At 55.7% G+C, this 23,076-nt stretch carries 20 protein-coding genes and 1 tRNA gene; 14 read left to right on the top strand and 7 right to left on the bottom strand.

Annotated features, from left to right (window positions below):
• Positions 1–90 precede the first annotated feature (90 nt).
• The 4 genes from RA28_RS08670 to RA28_RS08655 form a co-directional block, all read right to left on the bottom strand.
• Positions 91–546 (bottom strand): YaiI/YqxD family protein, encoded by a 456-nt coding sequence (locus RA28_RS08670; protein WP_039526795.1) that lies wholly within the window; start codon positions 544–546, stop codon positions 91–93.
• On the bottom strand, positions 543–2,000 hold the full coding sequence (gene sthA / locus RA28_RS08665; RefSeq protein WP_039526792.1) for a Si-specific NAD(P)(+) transhydrogenase: 1,458 nt from the start codon (positions 1,998–2,000) through the stop codon (positions 543–545). The genes RA28_RS08670 and sthA overlap by 4 nt, the downstream gene beginning before the upstream one ends.
• A gap of 3 nt (positions 2,001–2,003) precedes the next feature.
• Complete coding sequence (fghA, locus tag RA28_RS08660; RefSeq protein WP_039526789.1) at positions 2,004–2,837, bottom strand: S-formylglutathione hydrolase; 834 nt, start codon at positions 2,835–2,837, stop codon at positions 2,004–2,006.
• 99 nt (positions 2,838–2,936) lie between these two features.
• Positions 2,937–3,866 carry an AEC family transporter gene (locus RA28_RS08655; RefSeq protein WP_039526786.1) on the bottom strand — a complete coding sequence of 310 codons (930 nt, stop codon included), beginning with the start codon at positions 3,864–3,866 and terminating at the stop codon, positions 2,937–2,939.
• A 163-nt stretch (positions 3,867–4,029) separates the two neighbouring features.
• Here RA28_RS08655 and RA28_RS08650 point away from each other — a divergent pair, with 163 nt between their 5' ends.
• Together RA28_RS08650 and RA28_RS08645 are read left to right on the top strand one after the other, a co-directional pair.
• Entirely contained in the window at positions 4,030–4,647 is a 618-nt protein-coding gene (locus RA28_RS08650; protein WP_039526783.1) for a TetR/AcrR family transcriptional regulator, read from the top strand.
• A 220-nt stretch (positions 4,648–4,867) separates the two neighbouring features.
• Positions 4,868–5,155, top strand: a complete 288-nt coding sequence (locus RA28_RS08645; protein WP_039526779.1) for a transposase — start codon at positions 4,868–4,870, stop codon at positions 5,153–5,155.
• A gap of 979 nt (positions 5,156–6,134) precedes the next feature.
• Here RA28_RS08645 and RA28_RS22665 read toward each other — a convergent pair.
• Positions 6,135–6,485 (bottom strand): hypothetical protein, encoded by a 351-nt coding sequence (locus tag RA28_RS22665; protein ID WP_152612046.1) that lies wholly within the window; start codon positions 6,483–6,485, stop codon positions 6,135–6,137.
• A gap of 570 nt (positions 6,486–7,055) precedes the next feature.
• Here RA28_RS22665 and RA28_RS22660 point away from each other — a divergent pair.
• Positions 7,056–7,283, top strand: coding sequence for a hypothetical protein (locus RA28_RS22660; protein ID WP_152612045.1), 228 nt, complete (start codon positions 7,056–7,058; stop codon positions 7,281–7,283).
• 48 nt (positions 7,284–7,331) lie between these two features.
• Entirely contained in the window at positions 7,332–7,919 is a 588-nt protein-coding gene (locus RA28_RS08630; RefSeq protein WP_082029782.1) for a Hint domain-containing protein, read from the top strand.
• Between the two features lie 159 nt (positions 7,920–8,078).
• Here RA28_RS08630 and RA28_RS23045 read toward each other — a convergent pair whose 3' ends face one another.
• Complete coding sequence (locus RA28_RS23045; protein ID WP_275041371.1) at positions 8,079–8,204, bottom strand: hypothetical protein; 126 nt, start codon at positions 8,202–8,204, stop codon at positions 8,079–8,081.
• A 710-nt stretch (positions 8,205–8,914) separates the two neighbouring features.
• Positions 8,915–8,999 (bottom strand) — tRNA-Leu (locus RA28_RS08625).
• A gap of 743 nt (positions 9,000–9,742) precedes the next feature.
• Between RA28_RS08625 and RA28_RS08620 the strand changes: the two genes are divergently transcribed.
• The 10 genes from RA28_RS08620 to RA28_RS08575 all read left to right on the top strand — a co-directional run bounded on the left by RA28_RS08620 (position 9,743) and on the right by RA28_RS08575 (position 23,073).
• Entirely contained in the window at positions 9,743–10,159 is a 417-nt protein-coding gene (locus RA28_RS08620; protein ID WP_039526769.1) for a hypothetical protein, read from the top strand.
• Between the two features lie 3 nt (positions 10,160–10,162).
• Entirely contained in the window at positions 10,163–12,175 is a 2,013-nt protein-coding gene (locus RA28_RS08615) for a dynamin family protein (protein ID WP_039526766.1), read from the top strand.
• 8 nt (positions 12,176–12,183) lie between these two features.
• The gene (locus RA28_RS08610) at positions 12,184–13,818 is read left to right on the top strand and encodes a dynamin family protein (RefSeq protein WP_052261378.1); all 1,635 of its coding nucleotides are present in this window, start codon (positions 12,184–12,186) and stop codon (positions 13,816–13,818) included.
• A 52-nt stretch (positions 13,819–13,870) separates the two neighbouring features.
• The gene (locus RA28_RS08605; protein WP_039526761.1) at positions 13,871–14,272 is read left to right on the top strand and encodes a hypothetical protein; all 402 of its coding nucleotides are present in this window, start codon (positions 13,871–13,873) and stop codon (positions 14,270–14,272) included.
• A 23-nt stretch (positions 14,273–14,295) separates the two neighbouring features.
• Positions 14,296–15,144: a hypothetical protein gene (locus RA28_RS08600; protein WP_039526758.1), complete on the top strand. Its 849-nt coding sequence runs from the start codon at positions 14,296–14,298 to the stop codon at positions 15,142–15,144.
• A gap of 69 nt (positions 15,145–15,213) precedes the next feature.
• Complete coding sequence (locus tag RA28_RS08595) at positions 15,214–17,256, top strand: dynamin family protein (protein WP_039526754.1); 2,043 nt, start codon at positions 15,214–15,216, stop codon at positions 17,254–17,256.
• On the top strand, positions 17,253–18,548 hold the full coding sequence (locus tag RA28_RS08590) for a dynamin family protein (protein WP_039526752.1): 1,296 nt from the start codon (positions 17,253–17,255) through the stop codon (positions 18,546–18,548). The genes RA28_RS08595 and RA28_RS08590 overlap by 4 nt, the downstream gene beginning before the upstream one ends.
• A gap of 338 nt (positions 18,549–18,886) precedes the next feature.
• Positions 18,887–21,085 carry a protein kinase domain-containing protein gene (locus RA28_RS08585; RefSeq protein WP_039526748.1) on the top strand — a complete coding sequence of 733 codons (2,199 nt, stop codon included), beginning with the start codon at positions 18,887–18,889 and terminating at the stop codon, positions 21,083–21,085.
• Positions 21,086–21,289: 204 nt separating this feature from the next.
• The gene (locus RA28_RS08580) at positions 21,290–22,294 is read left to right on the top strand and encodes an FHA domain-containing protein (protein WP_039526745.1); all 1,005 of its coding nucleotides are present in this window, start codon (positions 21,290–21,292) and stop codon (positions 22,292–22,294) included.
• A complete protein-coding gene (locus tag RA28_RS08575; RefSeq protein ID WP_039526741.1) occupies positions 22,294–23,073 on the top strand; it encodes a PP2C family protein-serine/threonine phosphatase in 780 nt (259 codons plus the stop codon). The genes RA28_RS08580 and RA28_RS08575 overlap by 1 nt, the downstream gene beginning before the upstream one ends.
• Positions 23,074–23,076: the final 3 nt, after the last annotated feature.

The following is a 23,076-nucleotide window of genomic DNA, read 5'->3' as shown; positions in this document are numbered from 1 at the left end:
CCTGATGCGGTGACAGAACCAATCTCTGTCATAAGTTTCAAGCCAAACCGGACATGCTGTCTGACCTACCCGACTTGGGCGGCTCGGGGTTTATGCCTTCAATGCGGCTCGGATTTCGCGTTCCAGCGCATCCAGAAATCGCGATCGGTCGGCTTTCCCGAACGGTTTGCCGCCCCCGCCAGCGCCCAGCGGATTGGCTGCGCGCAAATCTGCCATGAGGTCGCGCATGGCAAGCTGCTGACCGATATTTGCAGCAGTCATCGCCTCGCCATTCGGGCGCAGCACACGCGCGCCGGCTTCTACGCATTTCGCGGCCAGAGGAATGTCGGACGTGATGACCACATCCTTTGGACTGCATCGTTCCGCAATCCATTTGTCCGCCTCATCCGCGCCTTCTGCGACAATGACAATCTGAACCAGCGGGTTGCTGGAAGGGCGTAGCCCGCCGTTTGACACCAGGGCCATTGGGACTTTGTGGCGGGTCGCCACCCGTTCGGCTTCGGCTTTGACAGGGCATGCATCCCCATCCACGAAAAGCGTCGTCACGATTTTTGTGCCTTTGGCTTGGACGGTTCGTCAGCCTTTTTGCGCACTTTGAATTCATCCGGAATTGGCATGCGGTTGAAGGCGTCCAGACCTGCGATCTTATACGCCTCGGCCAGCGTCGGATAGTTGAACGTGTTCTGCACGAAGTAGTCCACCGTGCCTTTCAGGTTGAGAACGGCCTGTGCAATGTGGATCAACTCAGTCGCGCCTTCGCCTACGATCTGCACGCCCAAAACCCGGCGGGTCTTCAGCGAGAACAGCATTTTCAGCATCCCATGTTCCAGTCCCATGATATGCCCGCGCGAAGTTTCGCGAAACCGCGCCACGCCGACTTCGTAGGGGATACCGCGTTCCTGCAATTCTTCTTCGGACATGCCGCAGGTCGAGATTTCGGGGACCGAATAGATGCCGTATGGATACCAAGGGCTTTCGGGCAACGTCGGGGTTTCCAGCGCGTGGCACGCCGCGACCCGTCCTTGTTGCAACGACGTTGACGCCAGCGATGGGTGCCCGATCACGTCGCCGGTGGCATAGATATGCGGCACCGCCGTCTGATAGGTCTTGCGGTCCACGTCGATCCGCTGCCGGTGGTCGGTTTTCAATCCGACAGCATCCAGATTCAACGCCGAGGTCGCACCCATCCGACCTGCCGCGAACAACAGCATCTCTGCCCGGACATGTCGTCCGTTCTCCATCGTGATCTCGACATGGCCGCCTGCGTCTTCGATTTTTTCAACTGCGGACCCAAGGCGCAAATCGACGCCGTTTTCGCGGATTTGATGCGTGAAATCATGGATCAGGCGGCTGTCGATGAAGTCGAGAAAGGTATCGCGGGGTTCGATCAACGTCACGCGCACATCCAAAGCGGCGAACATCGTGGCGTATTCGACACCGATCACGCCTGCGCCGATCACGCACAGGGATCGTGGGATCTCAGCCATCTCCAGAAATCCATCGCCATCGACAATGGTCTTACCGTTGAATGGCACGTAGTCGGGGCGATACGTTTTGGTGCCGGTCGCAATCAGAAACTTGGCCGCGGTCAGTCGCGTTGTCTCACCCGCATCCGTTGCAACCTCAACCTCGTGCGGCCCGACAAACCGGGCCAAGCCATTCAAGGTTTCCACATGGTTGCGATTGAACTGGTGCTCAAGCACGTCGACTTCATGGTCCAATGTCATATGCAGCCGCGCTTTCAAATCCTCGGCGCGGATTTGGTCCTTTACGCGGTAAGACCGCCCGTAAAAGCTGCGTTCCCTCCAACCAGACAGGTTCAGAACGGTTTCGCGCAGCGTCTTGGACGGTATCGTGCCCGTGTGGACAGAAACCCCGCCAAGCCGGTCTTTGCGGTCGATGACCAAGACCCGCCGCTTTAACTTGCCGGCTTGTATCGCGGCCGAACGCCCCGACGGGCCAGAGCCAATTATGATCAGGTCGTAGTCGAATTTGCTCATGCCTTAGTCCCTGTAAAGCGCTTCGGCGTGGAAGGTTATATGGTCTTCCATGAACGTTGAGACAAAGAAATATGAGTGATCATAGCCCGGTTGCAGCCGGAACGTCGCCTGCTGACGCTGCGATGCAATGGCCTGTGCCAGCGTTTCCGGTCGCAACAGGTCAATAAACTGGTCGCTTGTGCCGGTGTCGATCAGGATCGGGCCATCAAACCCTTTTTCCGCCATCAGAAGCGAGGCGTCGTGCTTTGCCCACAGCGCCTCATCGTCACCCAAGTAAGCCTTCAATTGCTTGCGGCCCCAATCCGCGCCGGTCGGATTTGAAATCGGCGCAAAAGCCGAAACCGAGCGGAACCGGCCCGGCAGGTTCATTGCCAGTGTAAGTGCGCCATGCCCGCCCATCGAATGCCCCGCGATGGCCTGCCTGTTCATGTCGACAGAGAAATTTTGAGCCAACAGCGCTGGCAGCTCCTCGGCCACGTAGTCCCACATATTGAAGTGTGGGGCCCATGGCGTTTGGGTGGCATTCACGTAGAACCCGGCCCCTTGTCCCAGATCATAGTCTTCATGGTCTGCAACGCCTTCGCCGCGCGGTGAGGTGTCTGGAAAAACAACCGCAATGCCCTGTTCAGCCGCCCATGATTGCGCGCCTGCTTTGACCATCGCATTTTCGTGCGTGCAGGTCAGGCCGGACAAATACCAAAGGATCGGGACCGGGCCATCCTTGGCCTCGGCCGGCAGGAACAGACCGAATGTCATGTCGCATTGGCAGCTGCTTGAGGTGTGGCGGTAGACACCCTGTACCCCACCGAAACAGGCGTTTTCTGAAAGGGTTTCCATCTATCTATGTCCTTCATTTGCGTCCCGACACTCGCTAACGATCCATTTGGCATGCGTAAAGACCAATGCCCAGCGAGGCGCATGTTTTTTCGTTTGGATCTATGGGCCGCTGACCCATGCGATGACAAATGGCACCGTCAGAATACTGGCCATCGTAGACAGTAGGATCGCGGCTGAGGCCCGATGCGGCGCAACATTGTAATGCGCGGCCAAAATGTACACGTTGCCGGCAACCGGCAAGGCAGCGGCGGCAATGGCGACCGAGGCCGGAAAGGCGGCGACCGGGATAATCCAAATCAGCACGATCGCAACGCACAGCGGGTGCAACACCAGTTTGCAGAAGCTAAGCCAAGCCGCGATCTGGACCCGTTCGGCAGATTTGCTTGCAAGGGATGCGCCGATTGCAAACAGCGCGCCTGGGGTTGCCGCGCCGCCCAGAATGGTCAGAAAGTCGTTCAGCGGATCCGGGACGGGAATTTGCAGAGCCGACCAGATCAACCCGGCGGAAATCGACACGATCATCGGGTTTTTTACCAGCCCCAAACCAATCATTCGAAAGGTTCCGACCGTCAAGCGCCCATCGCGTCCACCGTTTATTAGGATGACGATCAAAGACGAGAAAACGACCAGATCGACGGTAAGTACCAGCATTACAGGTCCAATGGCGGCCTGCGTAAACAACACAGCGAGCATGGGCAGGCCCAAGAAGCCAACGTTGCCGATAGCGGCGCATTGCGCCTCGACGGCGGCAGTGGGAATATCAAGCCGTCGAACCCGGGCAACCAAGGACGCAAGGGCATAAACGATAAGGGTGCCCAGAAGATACCCCAGCACGAGCCGGCCATTGAATATTTCGTCGAAGGGCAGGGTGGCTGCGAACCGAAACAGCATCGCGGACAGGGCGAAGAAAAAGACGAATTTTGTCAGATATGCGGTGGCCTGTTCAGTAAAAAAACGAGTGCGCCCGGCCCAGTAGCCAAGGCCGATGATCGCAAAAAAAGGCAGTGTCCGCAGAAAGATATCGACCATAGGCCAAGTGGTATCACGGATTTTAAACGCTGCAAGATGCAGCGTCGATGTTCCTTACCTTCCTGTGGCTGTTCGGACTTTTGTCACCGACGGGCCGAGAATCCTTGAATCTGAACCGACCGGTTTATAATGTCTGTTCATCACACGCTTTTAGGAAAAAAACATGACCCAAGCTGCCGCCATTCTCCGCACGGGCCGAAAATTTGATCAGGTTCTGCGGGGCGCGCGAGAGGTGTTTATGGCGGATGGGTTCGAAGGCGCAAGTGTTGACGACATAGCCCGAACGGCCGGGGTCTCGAAGGCGACGCTGTACAGCTATTTTCCCGACAAGCGGTTGCTGTTTGTCGAAGTCGCACAGACCGAGTGCAACCTTATGGCAGAGCGCATCATCTCGATGATTGACGAGACCAAGCCGCTGCGCGAGGTTTTGATGATTACCGCAACTCAGTTGGCTGGGTTTCTGGTCTCTGAATTCTCACTGCAAGTGTTTCGTGTCTGCGTCGCCGAACGGGACCGGTTTCCGGAACTTGGCCGATCCTTTTATGAGGCGGGGCCGAAAAACGGTCAGTGTCAGTTGGCAGCGTATCTCGAAAAAGCCGTTGTGAAGGGCGATCTCGTAATCGATGACGTCCAGATCGCGGCGGCGCAGTTTTCAGAGCTGTGCAAGGTCAAGATCTGGAACAAGGCCGTGCTGGGTATTCAGGATACCTTCACGCCTCAGGAAATCGACGAAGTTGCAACTCATGCCGTGGACATGTTTTTGGCCCGCTACAGCGCCTGATGCATGGTGCGGGCCAGTTTGGGTGCCGCTGAAGACGAGCGAGTGCCGCTAGACAGACGATTGCCGTCGCGCGCGCATTTGCCGTCGCCTTGACATTGCATCCTGACGTTCTGCCGCGCGTTCGGCTTTGGCTTCGGCCGTTTCTTCGGGTTGCTTAGTTTCGCCTGTCTTTGCCCCTTAAAATTGGGCCACTACTTTGGCCGAGAAGGGGGAACAAGGGATGGCTCGGAAGCGACACTCGGACGAAGACATTCTGAAGCTTCTGTGTGAGATTAAATTGAAGCTGGCAGATGGCTACGATGTTCGAACGGCCTGTCTTGGTGTCGGTGTCAGCGATGCGACCTACTACAATTGGCGGCGTCAATTTGGTGGCATGGTCAAGTCGCAACTGTCGGAGTTGCGCAGCCAGGAGAAAGAAAATGCCCAGCTGAGGAAGATCGTGGCCGCACTGGAACTGGATGAGCTGATCCTCAAAGAAAGTCTGAACTACCTAAAACCGAGGGCCTGACGACGAGCCAACTTCGTCAGGCCGTCATTCACGCTCGCCAGAAGCTAGGCACATCAGAGCGTCGCACCTGCAAGGTGGTCGGCCTGGCGAATGAAAAAAGTGACAACAACCCAATGCAAAAGGCGCACGTAGCGCCGCGATGCACGGCTAAGTTAAAACGCACTGGGATTCCTCGCAAAATCCTGCAGTGAAAGGCTGGAATGTCTGTCGCATGCGCGGTGCAGGCGGTGGTCACGGCCCCGGCAAGGCAAATCCGACGTACAAGCATGGTATGCGAAGCCGAGAAGAACACGAGATGAGGAGAGCCGTGAAACAATAAGCGCCAGTTACTCTTTCACCGATTTTCATCTGCTCACCAACCATCGAGCGCAATCAGTTACGCAAAGCTTCAAGAACATGAAACGGCCATTTCGCCACACATGCCGCAGCTCAACACTTGGGTCGTAGAGAATTAAGGTACGACGCGCCGAACTCGTACCCCCTCGTGAAATCGCTAATCCCATAATGGCGCGCCGCGCGACCTTAATAGCTCCACGAAGTGTTCCAATTTCGGCTGGCACATGGAATCTCATGCCGCCGAGCGACATCCTAAGAACGTAATCCGCTCTTTCATTCATCTTTTCAGGGTTTCGTGGGGCGACACGCCGAACTAAGTAACCCCCTCAAATTCAGTTGAAAAAACCAGAACGTTCTAAAATCAAGACATGCCGCCGACGCGTCGAGCGTCGCATTACGGCAAAATCGTGTCCACGATTCATTGTGAAACTTACCGTTCCAAATTGGGAAACAACGCGTTTCGCTCTATTTTGCGACACAAAGGAGTCCCCCAATAGCGGACAAGCCCCCAAATAGGTACTTTTGAATCAGAGATACACTCACCCCCTCGAAGCACGGAATGGGTCTGGCTTCTGCGCCCGCAGCCAGCTCCTATTGTTGTTCCGGGCAATCAGGTGGTTCGTGTCGGGCAGCTGCGCCTCCCTTATTTGAAGACAAACTCGTCCAACTGCGGTGCAGCCTTTGCACCGCGCTTGCTTTGCCTCTTCAGCCAGGAAGGGCGTGTTGCTAAGTTGGCGGCTTGTTCCGCAAGTCGAACTTTGAACTTTCGGCGTCCAGGTGTTCTGAGCAAAAAATACACGCCGGTTCGTGTGCCGAAAACGTCTACGGGTATCGCGACAAACTCTGATTCAGTCTGAGAATACTGAGCCATTTTCAAATCCGGTTCACTGAGAAAGCGTGATACTACCTCGTTAGGAATGCAATGGTAGTTAAAATTCCATCGATGCCCAAAAGCGGCAAATATGCGCCCAACGAAAATCAGTTCGAGCACCAAGATGTACCCCGTTAGTTCCCTTTTTGTCCACGCATATTCTAGCTTAGTTCGAGGTAATATGATATCTTCTTTGCCAAGAAACGAGGCAGGGCAGACGGCAATGTTAGACTGAAAACTTGGAGAGATAATGGCTCCGGGTGTCCGGAGAGAAAAGGAAGCTCGGGAAGTCTATCGCTGCCTGGACAGGGAACGGCAGGAGCCGCTTAGACACCAAGTATTGCAAGGAAGGTTGTCGCAAGGTGGCAGCGCTGAAGCGGCGGAAATACGCAAGGTTGAGCGAACATACCAACGTACAGCTTGAAAACCGCACCTAAACCATCGACTGTCGACTGCAAGAGGGCTCAGCTACAAACGGCTGAGCCATTTTGTGTATCAGTTCGTTGAATTTCGATGGTTCTTCGCAGTTTCTGTGCTAAGGATAGCCTGAGCCTACTAATTTCTTCTAGCACCAATGGGTCAATCGTAGGCGGCCCAATTATCAATAACTCTGACACGCCTAACCGGACAGTTTACGAATATTCTGCCGGGACCGGAACCACCGTCACACTAGATGGCACATTCGAGGAAAACGTGTTTAACGACGATGACCCTGAAAACCATGTCATCACAGACGGAGGGGGCACTGTCGCGAACGGAACAGAGGTCGAAGCGGAGTCGCTGATAAACGTCCGTGCTCTCGACGATGAGGGCAATCCGGGTGGGTCCGAAATCACAATCTATGTGTTCTCTCAGGATGGTAATTTTTCGGACATTTGGGGTTACGGGACTTCTGCACCACTTGTAGATGGCACGCCGTAAGTCAAAGTCAGTGGCTCGAATAACGGCACTACTCCAAATACAGATTTCATTCCTTGTTTTGGTGAAGGAACGCTTATTGAAGCCGTTTCTGGCGTAATCCCGGTTCAGAACTTAGTTCCAGGTGAAATGGTTTGGACAAAAGACGCTGGCCTGCAGCTTTTTCGCTGGATCGGAACAACTGAAGTTAGAGGGTATGGAGCAAACGCCCCAGTTATCATAGAGAAAGGCGCCCTCGGAAACGACGCTGACCTCGTCCTTTCTCAACAACATCGCGTATTGATAGAATCTCCGAAAGCTGAATTGCTGTTCGGGGAATCCCACATCCTTGTCGCGGCAAAGCACTTGTGCGGGCTGCCAGGGATAAACATTAGAGAGCAGGAGAAGATAACGTACACTCACTTCATGTTTGACCGTCACCACATCGTAAGGTCAAACGGCGCGTTAACCGAGAGCTTTTTCCTAGAGGAACTCTCAGTCAGTGCGCTGCCCAGCCCACAACGGAAAGAGATATTGTCGTTGTTCCCGTCGCTCAAACAAGTAGCCAACGATTTTGGCAGTACAGCCGCAATGACGGTGAACGCCCGCGCAGCCTCCGTTTTAAAGGCGGAGTTGAAACCGGGCTTTGCCAATCATTGAGAGAGACACATCCGCAAACAACCGCGTTTGACATTCGCGCATATCCCGTAATTCACCGCAGAGGCTTCAAATAGGTCAGTCAAGCACGACAACGGAGTTCGGACGTCTCCTATCCCTGTGCTGCGCCCTGCATCGCGCTCACGGGCTCGTATACACCGCTTAGTCAGTCGCAGCAGCCGGTGCCGTCCCTTCAACGCCCACGTCGTCATCCCCGGACCTAAAGGCAGACAAACCCAAGGCGACCACGACAATAACCGCCGCAATAATCGGAAAATTCCTATTCACACTCGTCCTCCCAAATCAGCAAGCGGCGTCGAAGGACACAGAGGGTCAGGCAGAAACGGGTTGTTTTGCTTGAGCGTTACTTTCCTCGTACCACTCTACCGCTGCAAGGTACTGATCAAGTTTGCGGCATTCGTCTGTGTCAGGCTCTGCCCCCCAGAGATATTCAACCTCACGGAGTGCGGCGTGATAGTCAGTTGGAGTGCGTAAAAAGGTCATGGCAATACCTCAGAGCAGAATGAAACGTTGGGTGCCTACCTGATAGATTGCGTACCCGAAAATGCGCGATTCTGACAGGTCGCAATCCCAACCCGACAAAGACTGGCGCAATGCCGCGCAGCCGCCAGATTCGGGTGATCCACAAAAAACATGATGCGGTCCGAGTTGGGCTCGGCTGGACTAATTCAACGGGTCGGTCAGTGATGAGGGTTACATAGGCCAAAATTTTCCGAGGATCAGACCTCAGAGCGCCAGTGTCTCCAATGCGGACAAATCCGTCGTTCCCGACGTAAACCTGAAGGTCCGGATTCACGCCGAAAGACCCCAACAAAGAAAGCGTTAGCTTTAGACGAAGGTGTGAATTAGGGCAGGGCGCGCGATAGTTATTGGCATTTTTCGGGGTATCAATCAAAGAAACATAGTTGGTCTAAAAATGGGACTGAAGCGCACGCGAAACGTTAATATTTTGATTTTCAGATACATTTTTCATGAAATGGTGCGGGTGGAGGGACTTGAACCCCCACGCCTTGCGGCGCCAGAACCTAAATCTGGTGCGTCTACCAATTTCGCCACACCCGCAACCTGATGCCGTGCACCAGCTTGGCGCGGTGCATAGCAAAGCTTGAGAGTAAGTGCGAGCGGAAAAATTGCGACCAAACGGAAACTCTTGAAATCAATTGAGCACAACATTCGCTGGTGCTGTATGCGAGGCTCACCGCTCTCAAATTCAGCAATCGCTTACCGGGCACTCAGGGCACCCAAGTTCTGATTGGGACGGCGCGGCTTGTGTCAAAAAGCCACCAATTCAAGGCATAAGATTTACGCTTTCAGAACAGTCAGTTTCCAAATCCTGCACAGTGTTAAGACTTCGCCCAAAAAGCCCGCATACGTTGAGTAAGTTATAGCACTCCGCTTCATTTCCGAAGATACGCGAGCCGCAGTATCAGCGACCCGCAAGGCTACGGCGTATTAGGTGGCGCAAAAGCTCATGCAACTCTTTTACAAAATTTCATTATTTTACAATATTTTACATAGGAAACTTGGATGGTTTCGCAAAATCTCCAAACCCCAAAACCGGGCTCGTCAAACAACGCCCATCTTACCTAACAACCAGCATAGTCAGAAAGGCAACACGTATAAGTTGCGACTTTACTGTGAGGTGTCGTCTTAATTGCGCCACAATTCAAACGCCAAAATATCTCATTCGCGTCAAACTAACACCGCGGTGATCATCATTGATGTGCGGCGGGAGTTAATGAGTCTTTTTTCGCCGCGAGGCACCTTACCAGTTCCTGCTCAACTCCAGAATAAGGGTCTCTACCGTGACCGATCAATTACACTCTACTGCTTCCGAGCAAGACGCCGTTGGCCTTGCACGTGACAGCTTTATCGGCGAACTGAAAACTCTCAACAGCCAGCACCCTGGCACCGGTTTCGGCATCGCCTTGAAAACGCACTCTGGCAATCGTTACCTGCTTGCCAACGCACGGATGCCTTTGCCCCAGCACAAATCCCAGGATTTTCCGACGGGTCGCCGGGTCGCGTCCCTGGAAAATGGCGAACACTTCCGCTCGATCGAAATTCTGGCCGATTCTCTTGCTTATGAGTCGATCTCGCCCAGGACAGAGGCCGCGATTCTCGGAAACGCACTGGACCTGATTGCGCGGATCGACATGTTGGCGGGTCTGCCTTCGAACGGCACAAACAACCACATTGCCGCGACAGGCACCGGAGGCTGAACTATGGCGCGAAACGACCACCTTTTGTCTGTAGGAAACGAGGCCCTGTCACCCATGACAGAGGCAATGACCTCGCTTACGACGCAGATCGACCAACTGACAGAGGTGGCTGATGCGCGCTCCTCCGCCCGACTGGCGACACTGAAAACACGGATGGAAAACTTCACCGCAAGCGTGACGCTAGTGGGGCAGGTGAAGGCCGGCAAGTCTTCCATCGTGAATATTTTGGCGGGTCGGCCGAACCTGCTCCCCTCGGACGTAAACCCTTGGACGTCCGTCGTTACCACGTTGAATATTAATACGCGGACCGAAGGCGACACCCGATCCAAGTTCACCTTCTTCGAACAGGAAGAATGGGACAACCTCATGGTTGGGGGCGGTCGCTTGGGCGAACTTGCCAATCGGGCAGGAGCCGACGACGAGATGGACGACATCCGGCGTCAAATCGGTGAGATGAAGGCCAAATCCGAGGAACGCCTCGGCAAACATTTCGATCTTATTCTCGGGCAAAGCCACCAATACGACTATTTCGATGAAGAACTGGTTCAACGATATGTCTGTCTGGGTGATGATGACGATCCGGATATCAATCCCAAGACAGGTCGGTTCGCGGATGTCACAAAATCGGCCGAACTTTACATGGATATCCCGCAATATCCAATCTCCTTGAAGCTGTGTGACACCCCGGGAGTAAACGATACCTTCATGGTGCGCGAGCAGATCACATTGCGCAGCTTGCGTGGGTCCGAGGTCTGCATTGTTGTTCTGGCGGCAAGCCAGGCATTGACGACAATGGATATGGCGCTGATGCGGATCATTGCGCAGTTCGAAAACCGCCAGATCATCTTGTTCGTCAATCGCATCGACGAACTTTCGGACCCGGTGAACCAGGTACCCGAAATCCGCGACCGGATTCAGGATACGCTCAAACAGAACAGCATCGACACCGAAACCAGCATCGTTTTCGGCAGCGCCCAGTGGGCCGAAGCCGCATTGACCGGCAACCCCGATATTTTGACCGAAGAGTCTCGGGAGGCGTTGAACACGTTCTACCTGGCCGCCGGGTTTGGGGATCAAGCAGCGTCGCTGGACAAGATCTGGGCCTTGTCAGGACTGCCTGATCTTTTGCTTGCCATGAACGAGCGCATAGCCGAAGGGGCAGGGACACGGCTGCTGGATCGCGTACGTCATCGTGCACGCAACATCGCAAGTCAGATCCGCGCTACATCGGTTGCCAAGACACTGTCCGGCAACGAAGGCGTCGTGCGTGACCTTGACGGTGTCGCGCCGGAAGAGGCCATCGACACGGTCACGGCGGAGTATGAAAAGAAAGTCGCCGAGTTGACCACCAATCTGCGTGACAAAGTTCTGGAACGTTTGGCGTCGGCCGAGGCAAATTTTGTAAAACGGGCAACGGATTCGCTGATTTCACATATCGAAGAAAATGGCGAGCAGGGAACGTGGCAGTATGATCCCGCTGGCCTTCGCACGTTGCAAAAAGCGGCCTACTTCAGTTTTGGCCGGTCCATGCGCAAGGAAGCTGGCGCGCTTTATTCCGCCGCCGCTGCCGACATCGGGCAGTTGTATCACAAGTTGCTTGGCAACCACTTGGGCGAATTCAACATCGAGGCCCCGATTGTTCCGCGCGTTCCGCCACCTCTTGGCATTGGTCGCACCATTGCATTGGACCTTCAAAGCACGTGGTGGCGTCGCTGGTGGCAAAAGCGCAAAGGTTTTGAAGCCTATGCTTCTGATTACACCCGCCTGATCGCGTCCGAGGCGAATTCAATCACCAAGGACATCGAGGAAAACCAGGTTGCTGCGGTGCTTGAAAACGTACGCGCCGGAATGGCTGACTTTCTGGCTGAGCAAAAAGAAACTCTGCTGAACATCTCTAAGTCAGGGGATCGTGAAGCGGCAAGCAACGCGGCGCTCATGGCCGGAATGCAGCCACAGAAGTCGCGTGACGACATTCTGGGCGACATCCTCAAAGACCTTAGTAACGAAGCAGCATAAGAAGAGTTATGGTAAAAAATATACAACCCCGCTTCGTCTCTCCCACAGCATGGAACCGCATCGAGCAGTGGTCCCGTCGCAAACCTGTGTTTGCGCTGATGGGAGAATTCAGTGCCGGTAAATCGACACTGATGAACTTTCTTTTGCGAACGCAAGCCTTGCCCACGCAAGTGACGGCAACGCAATTGCCGCCAGTCTGGTTCAGTTGGGGTAAGCGACCAGCTTACGTCAAGCGCCATGACGGGAGCACGCAAAACATCGAACTGGACGATCTGGACTCGGTCGGCGTCAATGACGCGCAATTTGTCCGCATCTTTTTGGAGGCCGATATTCTTGAAGCCGTCGACCTGATCGACACACCCGGGATTTCCGACCCCAAAATCTCAACCGATGTGTGGCAACGCGCCGTCGGTCAGGCAAATGGCGTTTTGTGGTGCACCCATTCAACCCAGGCTTGGCGCGAAACCGAGCGTGCAACGTGGGTGTCTTTGCCGGAACGCCTGCAGGACAAGTCCCTGCTGTTGATCACACGTGCTGATGCATTGGGGCAAAAGGACCGTCAGAAAGTACTGCGACGCGTGAACCGCGAAGCCGGTCACCTGTTCAATCGAACCATCCTTTTCTCTGCTCGCGATGCGATTGTCGCCCGCGACAAAACCGGCGATGCTGAACTGTGGTCACGCAGCGGAGGCGGGAAGATGGTCGACAGTTTCCTTGAGATCACAGAGCAGATCATGGATTCTCGCGCCGACCAACTGGCGCGGTATCAGATCGACAAGTCTCAATCCGGCCAACCCAGGGTGCGGCCAGTGCGTCCGCCCAGACCCTCCGAAACCAGGGCAGAACCCGCACCGCTTAAGCTGGTGGATTCGGTGGACGAAGCCGCTCATACCGAAGTGGACGTCGTTACCAGCTTTCCGGTGCGCCCGGCGCGTGTGGAACGCAAGTCTGACGATACCGAGCGCGCGCGCATTGATGCGAACGAAGCGGATCGTATGCGGGCCGAGATGGTGCAGGAAGAAGAAGAAAACTCGAAAGAGGAACTGCGCGCTTTCTTCCGCGACACCGCAGATGATCCCCTCGATCTGCGCGCTTTGGCGAACCCCATCCTGGACGCTGATGAGTTCGAGTTTTCAGACGACGACGAGGATGACGCGGAAGAACCTGAATTGATCGTCATTGGTCAGGATGAAGAGGACTCCAAACCGGAGGACGCAGAAAAGCCCGAGCAGGACATCGAACAGTCGATTTCATCAATTACAGCCCTGTTGGCCGAGCAAACCAAAAGCAAAGACGACGATTACGAACCAGAGCCGGATTCCAACGCATTGGCCGAGGTCAGTGTCGTCTCGATCGGGCCGGACACGTCGGAAGCCGACGATGAAGAACCGGCACCGACGTCAGAGCATTTGCTGCAGGCCGATGGAAGCACCGCACCGCTGAGCGCGTTGTCGATGTGGCAAGAGTTGGTTGCAAGTGAACCGCTACCCGAAGATACGGTCGGTTTGAAAAACGCCTTTGCTGCATTTTTGGCCGAGTTCGATCAGATTGCGCTGGAACACAGCGAAGGCGACCCTGACGCTGCGCTTAACCCAGTTCCGAAAGAACATGACACTGTTACAGTGGAACGGCATGTGCTGTAGACGGAATCGCGTAAAGCCAACCCGATTAAGCGGTTGACGAAAAGGAAGGCAGATGTCGATCGAAAGTGCTTTGATTTCGGCTATTGAGACCATACCCGACTGCCTGGCAGCCGGGTATGTTGATATGGAAACTGGGATGCTTTTGGGGGTTCACTCTGACGATCCGGAGGACACAGAGGTTTTAGAGAATCTCGCAATTGCCGTGGCAAACCTGTTCCAAGGTCGAGGGGTCAAAGCGTTCGAGGAGTTGTTGCGCTCATCCGGCGTAGAAGAAACGGATCATCCGGGGTTTGGGGAAATCGCGGTGTTTTCCGGTGACCGGCTGCACATCTTTCTGCGGACCCAGGAATATCCTGATCACGTAGTTTGCTACATCTGCCGCAACAGCGCCAACGTCGGATTGGCCCTGACCAAATCGCATCTAAGTTTGGGGGCCGTTGCGGCGGCAGTTTAGACGGGACCAGAGGGGGTCACGGCATGATGGACACGGAAATACTGGAGATGCTTGAAGATATAGGGCGCTCGTCAGTCGCGCGCTTGTCTCCGGCAATTTACCTGAACGGCGAAACCGCACAGGCCCGCCGCGACCAGGTTCTCACCGCCATCCGAAAAACAATTCTTCCGCGCAGGTTAGAGTTTGTTGCGGCAAACGACGCTCGATTGGCGATTGAGGTCAGCAGTTCACGGATCACAGACGTTTTTGAGTGTGACACAGACCCCCTGCCCGACTTCGAAACGGAAACCCGGGATGATCTGACCGTGAAACTGGCGCGCATCTTGTCGGACATTGCAATCGCACCCGGGCCATTGAAACTGGCCTCGTTAAGGCCGGATGCGGCTGTACAAGCGGATGACGTCGGGTTGACCTTTTCTGAGGTCGAAAGCGCGTGTGCACAGATTGAGTTGGCAGATGAACCGCGCATGGCGATCGTGCCAAAGGCCTCCGAGGAACCCGCGCCTGAACAAGTCGACCAAACCGGCGCAGCACTGAGCTTTTACGACGGTGCAGACCGTTTCACGCTTGGGCGGTTTTTGGTTAATGACTCCGATAGCAGTGCTTTGAAGTCTGACGACTTGTGCGCGCCCGAGCAAGCGGCGCATCCAAGTCATGATCTCTTACAGCGGTTTACCCGCGACCTTGCCGGTTGGGTGAATGACAGCGACACCGCGTTGCCCCAGTTGATTGTAATGCGCCCCTCGGGCGGCCAAGGGTCGGCGTTGGCCTTGGTTCGCGACGGCGCGCATACTGCCGGCGCAATTCACGACGCCCGCAAACTGGGCGCTGTTGTCAACCTTTGGAAGTCCTTGAAAGACGCCGCCGAATGACCGCGATCCCGCCTAACATAGTCCATTTTTGAGAGTTTAACGTAAGAAACGAGTTGTCAGGGTAGTATAATGAGTGAACTGAACCGCCACGAGCTTATTCGAATTGCGGAAGATATGAATGAGGTGAGCAATGACGAAACGCGTCATTTCATCTCACGCATCGTTGACGATTTGACCAATCTTAAGCCATCGATCGCCTTTGTCGGGCAGATCAAGGCAGGAAAATCGCGCCTGATCAATGGGTTTACCGGTCAGGCCGAATACCTTCCGTCAGATGTGAACCCCTGGACGACCGTGATTACGGATATGCATTTCGGTCATCCATCCGGGCGTACAGCCGGGGCCGGGTTTCATTTCTTTGACAATCGCCAATGGCAGGCGCTGATCGCAGAAGGCGAAGAGCTGCGCAATATGTTCCCCGATGACGAGGACAGCTATAAGCGCGAGATGATCGAGGAGCAGGTCGAGGCGATGAAAACCCGCGCACGTTTGCGTCTGGGTGAAAGCTATGAGCAACTGTTGGGTCAGCATCACGATCTGGAGGAGCTGAACTCGGACGACCTGGCCCGCTATGTCTGCGCTGGCGACGATCCGACGGACGAAGACGAACAGGATCCGGGTTCGGATCGCGGTCTTTACAGCGACATCACCCGCAAGGCCGAGGTCTATTTTGACATTGGCCATTTCCCCTACCCGATCACGGTAACAGATACGCCCGGCGTCAACGATCCGCTGCTGATTCGCGAGGAAATCTCGCGCCAGTACCTCAAGGAATCCGATTTCTTCGTGGTGGTATTGTCAGCGCATCAGGCCTTGTCCCGCGCTGATCTGAAACTATTCCGCTTGATGCAGGCATTGGAGTTGGGACAAATCGTGGTCTTCATAAACCGCGTCGACGAGTTGGGGGGCGGTGCGGACGACGCAGGGAAAGTGCGTGCCGACGTCGTGGATGGTCTGGAAAAGGCTCTGGGCAACTCGGATATCGACGTTTTGATGGGCAGCGCGCAATGGGCGCATTACGCCTTGACCGGGGACGAAACCGGCGTTGATCACGACCAGATTCTGGCTTGGCTGCGCGCGCATCCGGAACAGATGAAACAGTATCTGTCCGGGGTTGAAGAAATCAAACAAGGTCCCGGCCCTATCAGTCGCGAGGCCATACTGCGCTTTGCCGCGATGATCGCATCGGGCTTGCCGGACCTGCGTCGCCACGTGACGCAGGCCCTGACAAACGGTCCGCGCAACGAACAACTGAGGATGTCCTGGCAACATCTCAACAGCTTTGCGCAAGGCGAGCTCGAGCGCAGCACCGCCAGACTACGGGCGCTGGATGATCAGGAAGGTCCCGACGTTGGCGCTTCCGACGAAAGCAACAAAACCCTGACGGATCTTCGGGCGCTGATTGCCGAAAAATCCGAAGCCATCACAAAGGATATGGATGAGGTGCTGGCCAATCTGCGGGGCGTCATGGACGACACAGTGGCCGAGGCGGTCTCGCTTGTTGTGCGTGGCCCGGACGGGCAGTCCCCACTTTTGACCCGCGACGGCGAAACAGAGCTTAATTTCACGCCTTTGCGCGATCGGATGCGAGAGCTGGTTCAGGGCGCGACACAGGTCATCCGTCAACGAATGCTCAGCGAACTCTATGCGGTCGACATGCAAAGCAACGCGGCCCTGCGCGCCCTGCCCGGTTGGCGTGAGCCCATGGACAATCGCATGAACACCAGCGCTGTCCGCTGGTTCCGACCGGACACAACGGCGCTGACCCGGGGCATTACTGTTGAGTTGCGGGTTACGTGGCTGTCACGGTTGATTTCACGCCGCAGCGTTGTGAACCGGGCAGAACGGATGATCGTGCAGGAATTTGAGATGATTGGCGATGATCTGATCGACACCGCCCGCAGTGACCTGCTAGAACGAATGCAGACAGTTGTTGATCACTATTTGGCGCTTTTGGCCGGACATTTGGAACATCGTGTCGGATCGGGTGGAAGCAATGCGCGCACCGAGGCGCAGCAAGCCGTAGACCGGGCACGACGCATTGCGGATGAGCTGAGCGTGGTGCTGGGGCCTGTTCGCGCAGAGACGGTACAGGCTGAGGCTGCAGAATGATTGAATTTCCCGGAACCGAGCAGGATGTGCGACAACTCGAACGGTTTCTGACAGCGACGGAAAAAATGCCGTCCTCACCAGAACTGGATGATTTGCGTACGAGGGCGCTGGCGCATGCCGAACGGCTGTCCAATGCGGTTGCGATCGGTTTCGCCGGAGAATTCGGAGCGGGGAAATCCAGTTTGGCCAATATGTTGGCAGGCGCCGATATCCTGCCGACCGGGCCACAACATCTGAAGCTGCCTTTGGTCATTGTCGCCTACGCCGACGCGCCGGAAACAACGGTCGGTTGGTGGGACAGGGAACCGAAAACCTATTCCGGTATTGCTTTGGAAAAAGCGGCGGCGGATGAGCCAGATTTCATTTCGGTCGGCCTGAACACCCCTGCCCTGCAGGATGTTTCTTTGTTTGATCTGCCCGGTTCGGGCGCCTTGGACGACACATACAAGCAAACGCTTTCGCTGCTTGAATACGTCGACTGCGCGATCTGGTGTTCCAACGGAACAAATGCGTGGCGCGAGACTGAACGCCATTTATGGCGGCAGGTTCCGCAGAAGCTGCGTGATAGCAGTCTTCTCGCAGTCACACATGCGGATCTTTTGCCGGATGAAACCGCGTTGGACCGGGTGGTTAAGCGCCTGGACAAAGAAAAGACCGGGATGTTCCACGCCGTGGTTCCCATTGGTACGCCTGTCGCAGTACGTGCCATGTCACAGGAACCAGAGCCTGATTTTGACCTTTGGGAATCTTGTGGCGGCCAGAACCTGGCCGAGCAGGTCTTGCGCATCGCATCAAAGCACCGCCTTGAGGATCTTGAAGCGGCACGAAAGGACCTGGCGGATCATTTCCTTCCCTATCTGGCCAAGCATCAAGACCCCGAGGCGAGTGAAAACGAACAGCCCAAAGCGGATGGTTCGGTCATCGAGGCCAGCCTTAGCTCGACTCTGCCTCCGTTGAACAATCCAATCCTCGAAGATTGGCTGGCCGCTGTTGCCAGTATCTATGAAGATCTGCGCGAAGCATCCGACATGGAACCTGCCGCCTTCCTCCAAAGCTGTCAGGAAGTTGTCGAGGATTTTGCGGAGCGGTTGGAATCCGGCGACGAAATAGACCCGGATGCAGATTGGATTCCGGGCGAGTTTGAGAAGGCGACAGACCTTCTGCTGCTTTTGCAATTCGAAAGCGGCAAGGCGCCATTGAAGGACGCTGTCAGTATCCTTGCGCAACTCAGCGACAACCTCGCCTGGGCTGGCAGCACTGTGGCGTCCGCGCCCCCAAAAACCGGCACCTGATCGTTTCCCGCTAAAATTGAGTCATTGGGTCGCGATTCGACGCGGCAAGAATCGCTGTGTCATTGTTTCGAATTCGTAGACCAAGTCGGTAATTCGGTGCCATAACCGCTCGAATTCGTACCGATCATTTACAACATGTTGATTCAAATGGTGTCGCAGAACAAGATATGGATTTTTCTGTTCACTGATCCTTAGTGAAGCCACGAGGCGGCCCAAATAAAGTCAAATTTGAAACGTCTAACCGTTCTTAAGTGTACTGCGGTTGTGTTTGGTTGTGAGTTCGCGGGCACCTTGCCCGGTTACTGTTGCCGCAAAACGAGTAGAATGGGCGGGAAGAAATGAGCCACAACCAGGCTGTCGGTGCATCGCACGACGAACCACACATTGAGGGACTGCAACCGGGCGCGAAATTGCTGCGTGGCCAGTATGAAATCCTCCGTTTCCTCAGCAATGGTGGCTTTGGGATCACCTATCTGGCGCGCGACAGCCTAGAGCGCGACGTTGTCATCAAGGAATGCTACCCCGGCGCGTTGTGCCAGCGTAACGGCGACTTGGTTGAGGCTGCAAATCCCGATCACAAGGACGATCTGCGCGCAATCATCGATCTGTTCATTCAAGAGGCCCGTAACCACGCGCGGTTGGTGCATCCCAATATCGTGGACGTGCATCAGGTGTTCGAAGACAATAACACCGCTTACATCGCGATGGACCTGATCCGCGGATGCGACCTTCTGGATTACGTCGAGAACCCCGACAACGATGGCGGCCCTGACTTTATGGTGCAAGTCACCGAAAAAATGCTGTCGGCAGTGTCTTTCATCCACCAAAGCGGGATGCTGCATCGCGACATTTCGCCGGATAATATCCTGATCGACGAGAACGGTGAACCGATCCTTATCGATTTCGGCGCGGCGCGAGAGCAGGCAGCGCACAAGTCGGCCGCACTGCTGACGCTGCGCGTGATCAAAGATGGATACTCGCCGCATGAGTTCTACGTGCGCGGAGCGGAACAAGGACCCAGCAGCGACCTCTATGTTCTGGCGGCAACGCTTTACCACGCGATCAGCGGCGAACGTCCTATTGACGGGCAAACTCGTCTCAACGCGTTCAACAACGGTCAGCCCGACCCATACGCGCCGCTGGCCGGGCGTTTCAAAGGCTATCCAGAGGGTTTTCTGGAAGCGATCGACAAGGCGATGGAAGTCCATGCGACCGATCGGTTGCAATCTGCGCTGGACTGGCTGCGCATGTTCCGTGGCCCCGACGTCATGTTCGACTCTTTTGCCTATCGTCCTGTTTCAGTGATCGTCGGCATGGATCGCAAAGATCATCAAGCCGAGAAAGAGCGTATCAAGGCCGAAACTGAAAATGCCGAAGCAGTCGTTACCGCCCTGCTTGCCGGGAATGCAGATCTGGCATTGGGCAACGAAGAAAAAACCGATGAAGAACTGGCAAAGTTCGCCCCGCAAGCAGACGCTCCGGCAGCCGTGGACACCGTCGTCAAAAGCGACTCGGGCGGGGGCGGAAAGCTGTTTGCCGTGCTGGGTCTGGTGTTGGCCGCCATTGCGGCGGGTGGCTATTTTGTGATGTCCGGCGACCGTTCGACACAGGAAAACGCTCCGGTCGCAGCAGGCGAAGAACCAGCATCAATCGAGCAGACCGCCGAAGCACCAGCAGAGCCGGAACCGGCCCCAATCGCTTTGGAAACCGAAACAGAGGTGGCACAAGACCAACCTGTCGAGCAGATTGTAACGGAGGTCAACGACGCCGAAGAAATCGTCAGAGCCGAGGCCGCCCTTCCGTCAACTGAAGCAACGGTGGAAAGCGCCGCGGACATTCCGTTGAGTGAAGAAGCTGCTGCTGCGGAACTTGCTGTTGCTGACGCCGAGCCAGTGATCCAGGTCGCCGAGGTTGCAACCAGCCCGGTTGATCTGATTGAAAACCAGGTCTCATTTGCCCACTGGGACATTGACATGCCGTTTACGATTTCGCGTCGTCGTGCCTCGACGGGGAATGTCTTTGCGATCACTGATGTTGATGCGGGCGAAGACTTGTCTGTCGTGGGCGAATGGGTTCAGCGTGGGACCACTATTTTTACGCTCAACGGCGAACCCGTGCGTTCAGATCTGTCGTTTGCAGCGCATATTCTGGATGACTTTTCCGTCGATCCCGATGGATACATCCGCGCCGCAGCGCGTTACCGGACCTTGGGCGAAACCCGCGCACAAAACGGGTTGCTGGCGCTGCCTGCGCATCGAATGGTCGGGCTGGAAAACGGGCTGACCTTCGACATCCACAACGAAAACGAAGCTGGTTGGCAGACTGTTGTGGCGACTGTTCCCCAAGACAGCCCCGGCGGGTTGCGCCCGGGTGACGTTCTTGTGCGAGAGGTCAAGTCCGGCGTCGCCATCGACGCGCCTGAGAGTCTGGACGCAGCGCTGTCGGGGCTTGTGGCTGATGGCCAACCTGAGGCGAAACTCTCCGTCCTGCGAAACGGTGCGGAAACGGATGTGATCATGCAGCTAGCGCAGGAGTAAGGAAAGACCGGATCGTGTGAAATCCGCCAGCGAGTATGTGCTGAGCGTGGTGACAAAGATCAACCACCTGACGGGGACCGGGCCGTCGCGGAGTGTAAGAGTAAACCTGTTTCCCTTCATCAGTTTCGCCGTGGTTCATGCGCGGTGATCCCCTAGCAGACCTGTGGGACGTGACCCGCAACAGAGTGAAAAGGTGTCGACACCATGTTCAAATACAAAAGCCCTCTGAGCCGGCTTCTAGAAGGTGCCGGCAAACCCAAAGAAGAAAACGGTGAAACCGAAACCGACATTGTAACCGTAGCTGAAGCACAGCCGGAACAACCCGAACCAATTGCCGATTTCAATGCCCTTCGCGCGGCATTGGCCGGCGGCAACGTGTCCTCGGAAAGCTACGAAGAAACAGATGATCTGATCCCCGAAGATCAGATGCCCGAGTTTGAGGACAGCGAAGTCGAGGATAGCGCCGAAGCAGAGGAAGAGACCTCGGTTGATGAAGCCGATGTCGAGGACGATCAGATCGTGACCCTGCATCTGACACCTGCCGACGCCGTTGATCCGCAGCAGGATGTATTGGCCGCAGTCGCAGAAGAAGTGACCACCGAGCCGGAGATCGTCGAGGTTCAGGCTGAACCCGCCCCGGTCGAAGAGCCGGAAATTGTCGCAGACACGCCTGCCCCGGACCCTATGCCGATCGTTGAGCCGGCGCCCGAAATCGAGCCAATCGCTCAACCCGCAGCACCGAAAGAGGATCGCAGTGCGCGCGTCAAGACCACTTTCCTCGGCTTCGAACGCGCGGACACGCATGTTCAGGATTTGATCGAAACCGCAGAGCCTGTCGCCAAATCCGAAGCGGCACAACAGACCTTCCCGGTAGGGTGGTTGGTTGTAACCGGAGGACCCGGCCGCGGCGCAAGCATAACCTTGACCGAGGGCCTTATGCAGATTGGCCGGAACGACGATCAGGCCATCCAGCTTGATTTCGGCGACACTGGAATTTCCCGCAGCAGTCACGCGGTAATTGCCTATGACCCGGAAGACCGCAAATGCTATTTGGGTCACGGCGGCAAAGCCAACCTCGTGCGGCTGAACGGCAAACCGGTTCTGAGCACCGTGCCCCTCTCAAGTGGCGACTTGATCCGTATCTCGGAAACTTCGATCCGATTCACATCCTTCTGTGACGAAGGATTTGACTGGCGGGATGCCGATTGATGCTGGCGACGCCTGCATATGACATTGCGTTGATCCTGGATCAGGGTCGGCGCGAAACGCAGGAAGACGCGATTGCCGCGCGGGTCTTTGACTCGTCCGGTGCGGGTTACGTCGTGGTCGCGGATGGAATGGGCGGGCATGAGGCGGGTGAAATCGCCTCGGACCTCGTGGTATCCGCCTGGCGCGACATGATGGATGCACAACTGGACGGACCCGACTTGACCGAGGGCGATCTGCTCGACGCCCTGCCCATGGCCGCGATGCAGGCCAACGCGGCCGTGGGTGGTCATGGCGATATTCACGATGTCAGACTGGGCGCTACTTTGCTGGGCATGTTGATGCTGGGCGGTCGGGTATTCTGGATTTCGATCGGCGACAGCCCACTCTATCTTTTCCGCGACGGAGCGCTATCCCAGATCAACGAAGATCATTCGATGGCACCGCTGATCGACGCACAGGTTGCGCAAGGCAATTTAACGGCGGATCAGGCCCGCAAACACCCGGACCGCAATCAGTTGACCTCTGTCATCATGGGATCAGCGATTCCCAAAGTGGATTGCCCCGAACATCCTTTGGCGCTGGACCAGTCCGATATCCTGATCCTCGGCAGCGACGGTCTGCAATACCTGACCAACCGCGAGATCGAAACGCTGACACGGGTCAATGCGCAATCGCCAGCCCGCGATATCGCTGATGCGTTGTTGCAGGCATTGAAAGCCAGAAATGATCCCGACCAGGACAATATCTCAATCGCCGTGGTGAAACCGGCAGGACTTTAATCA

It is taken from the genome of Ruegeria sp. ANG-S4, from assembly GCF_000814005.1.
Taxonomy (GTDB): domain Bacteria; phylum Pseudomonadota; class Alphaproteobacteria; order Rhodobacterales; family Rhodobacteraceae; genus Ruegeria.
This window is presented reverse-complemented; position numbering and strand designations above follow the sequence as displayed.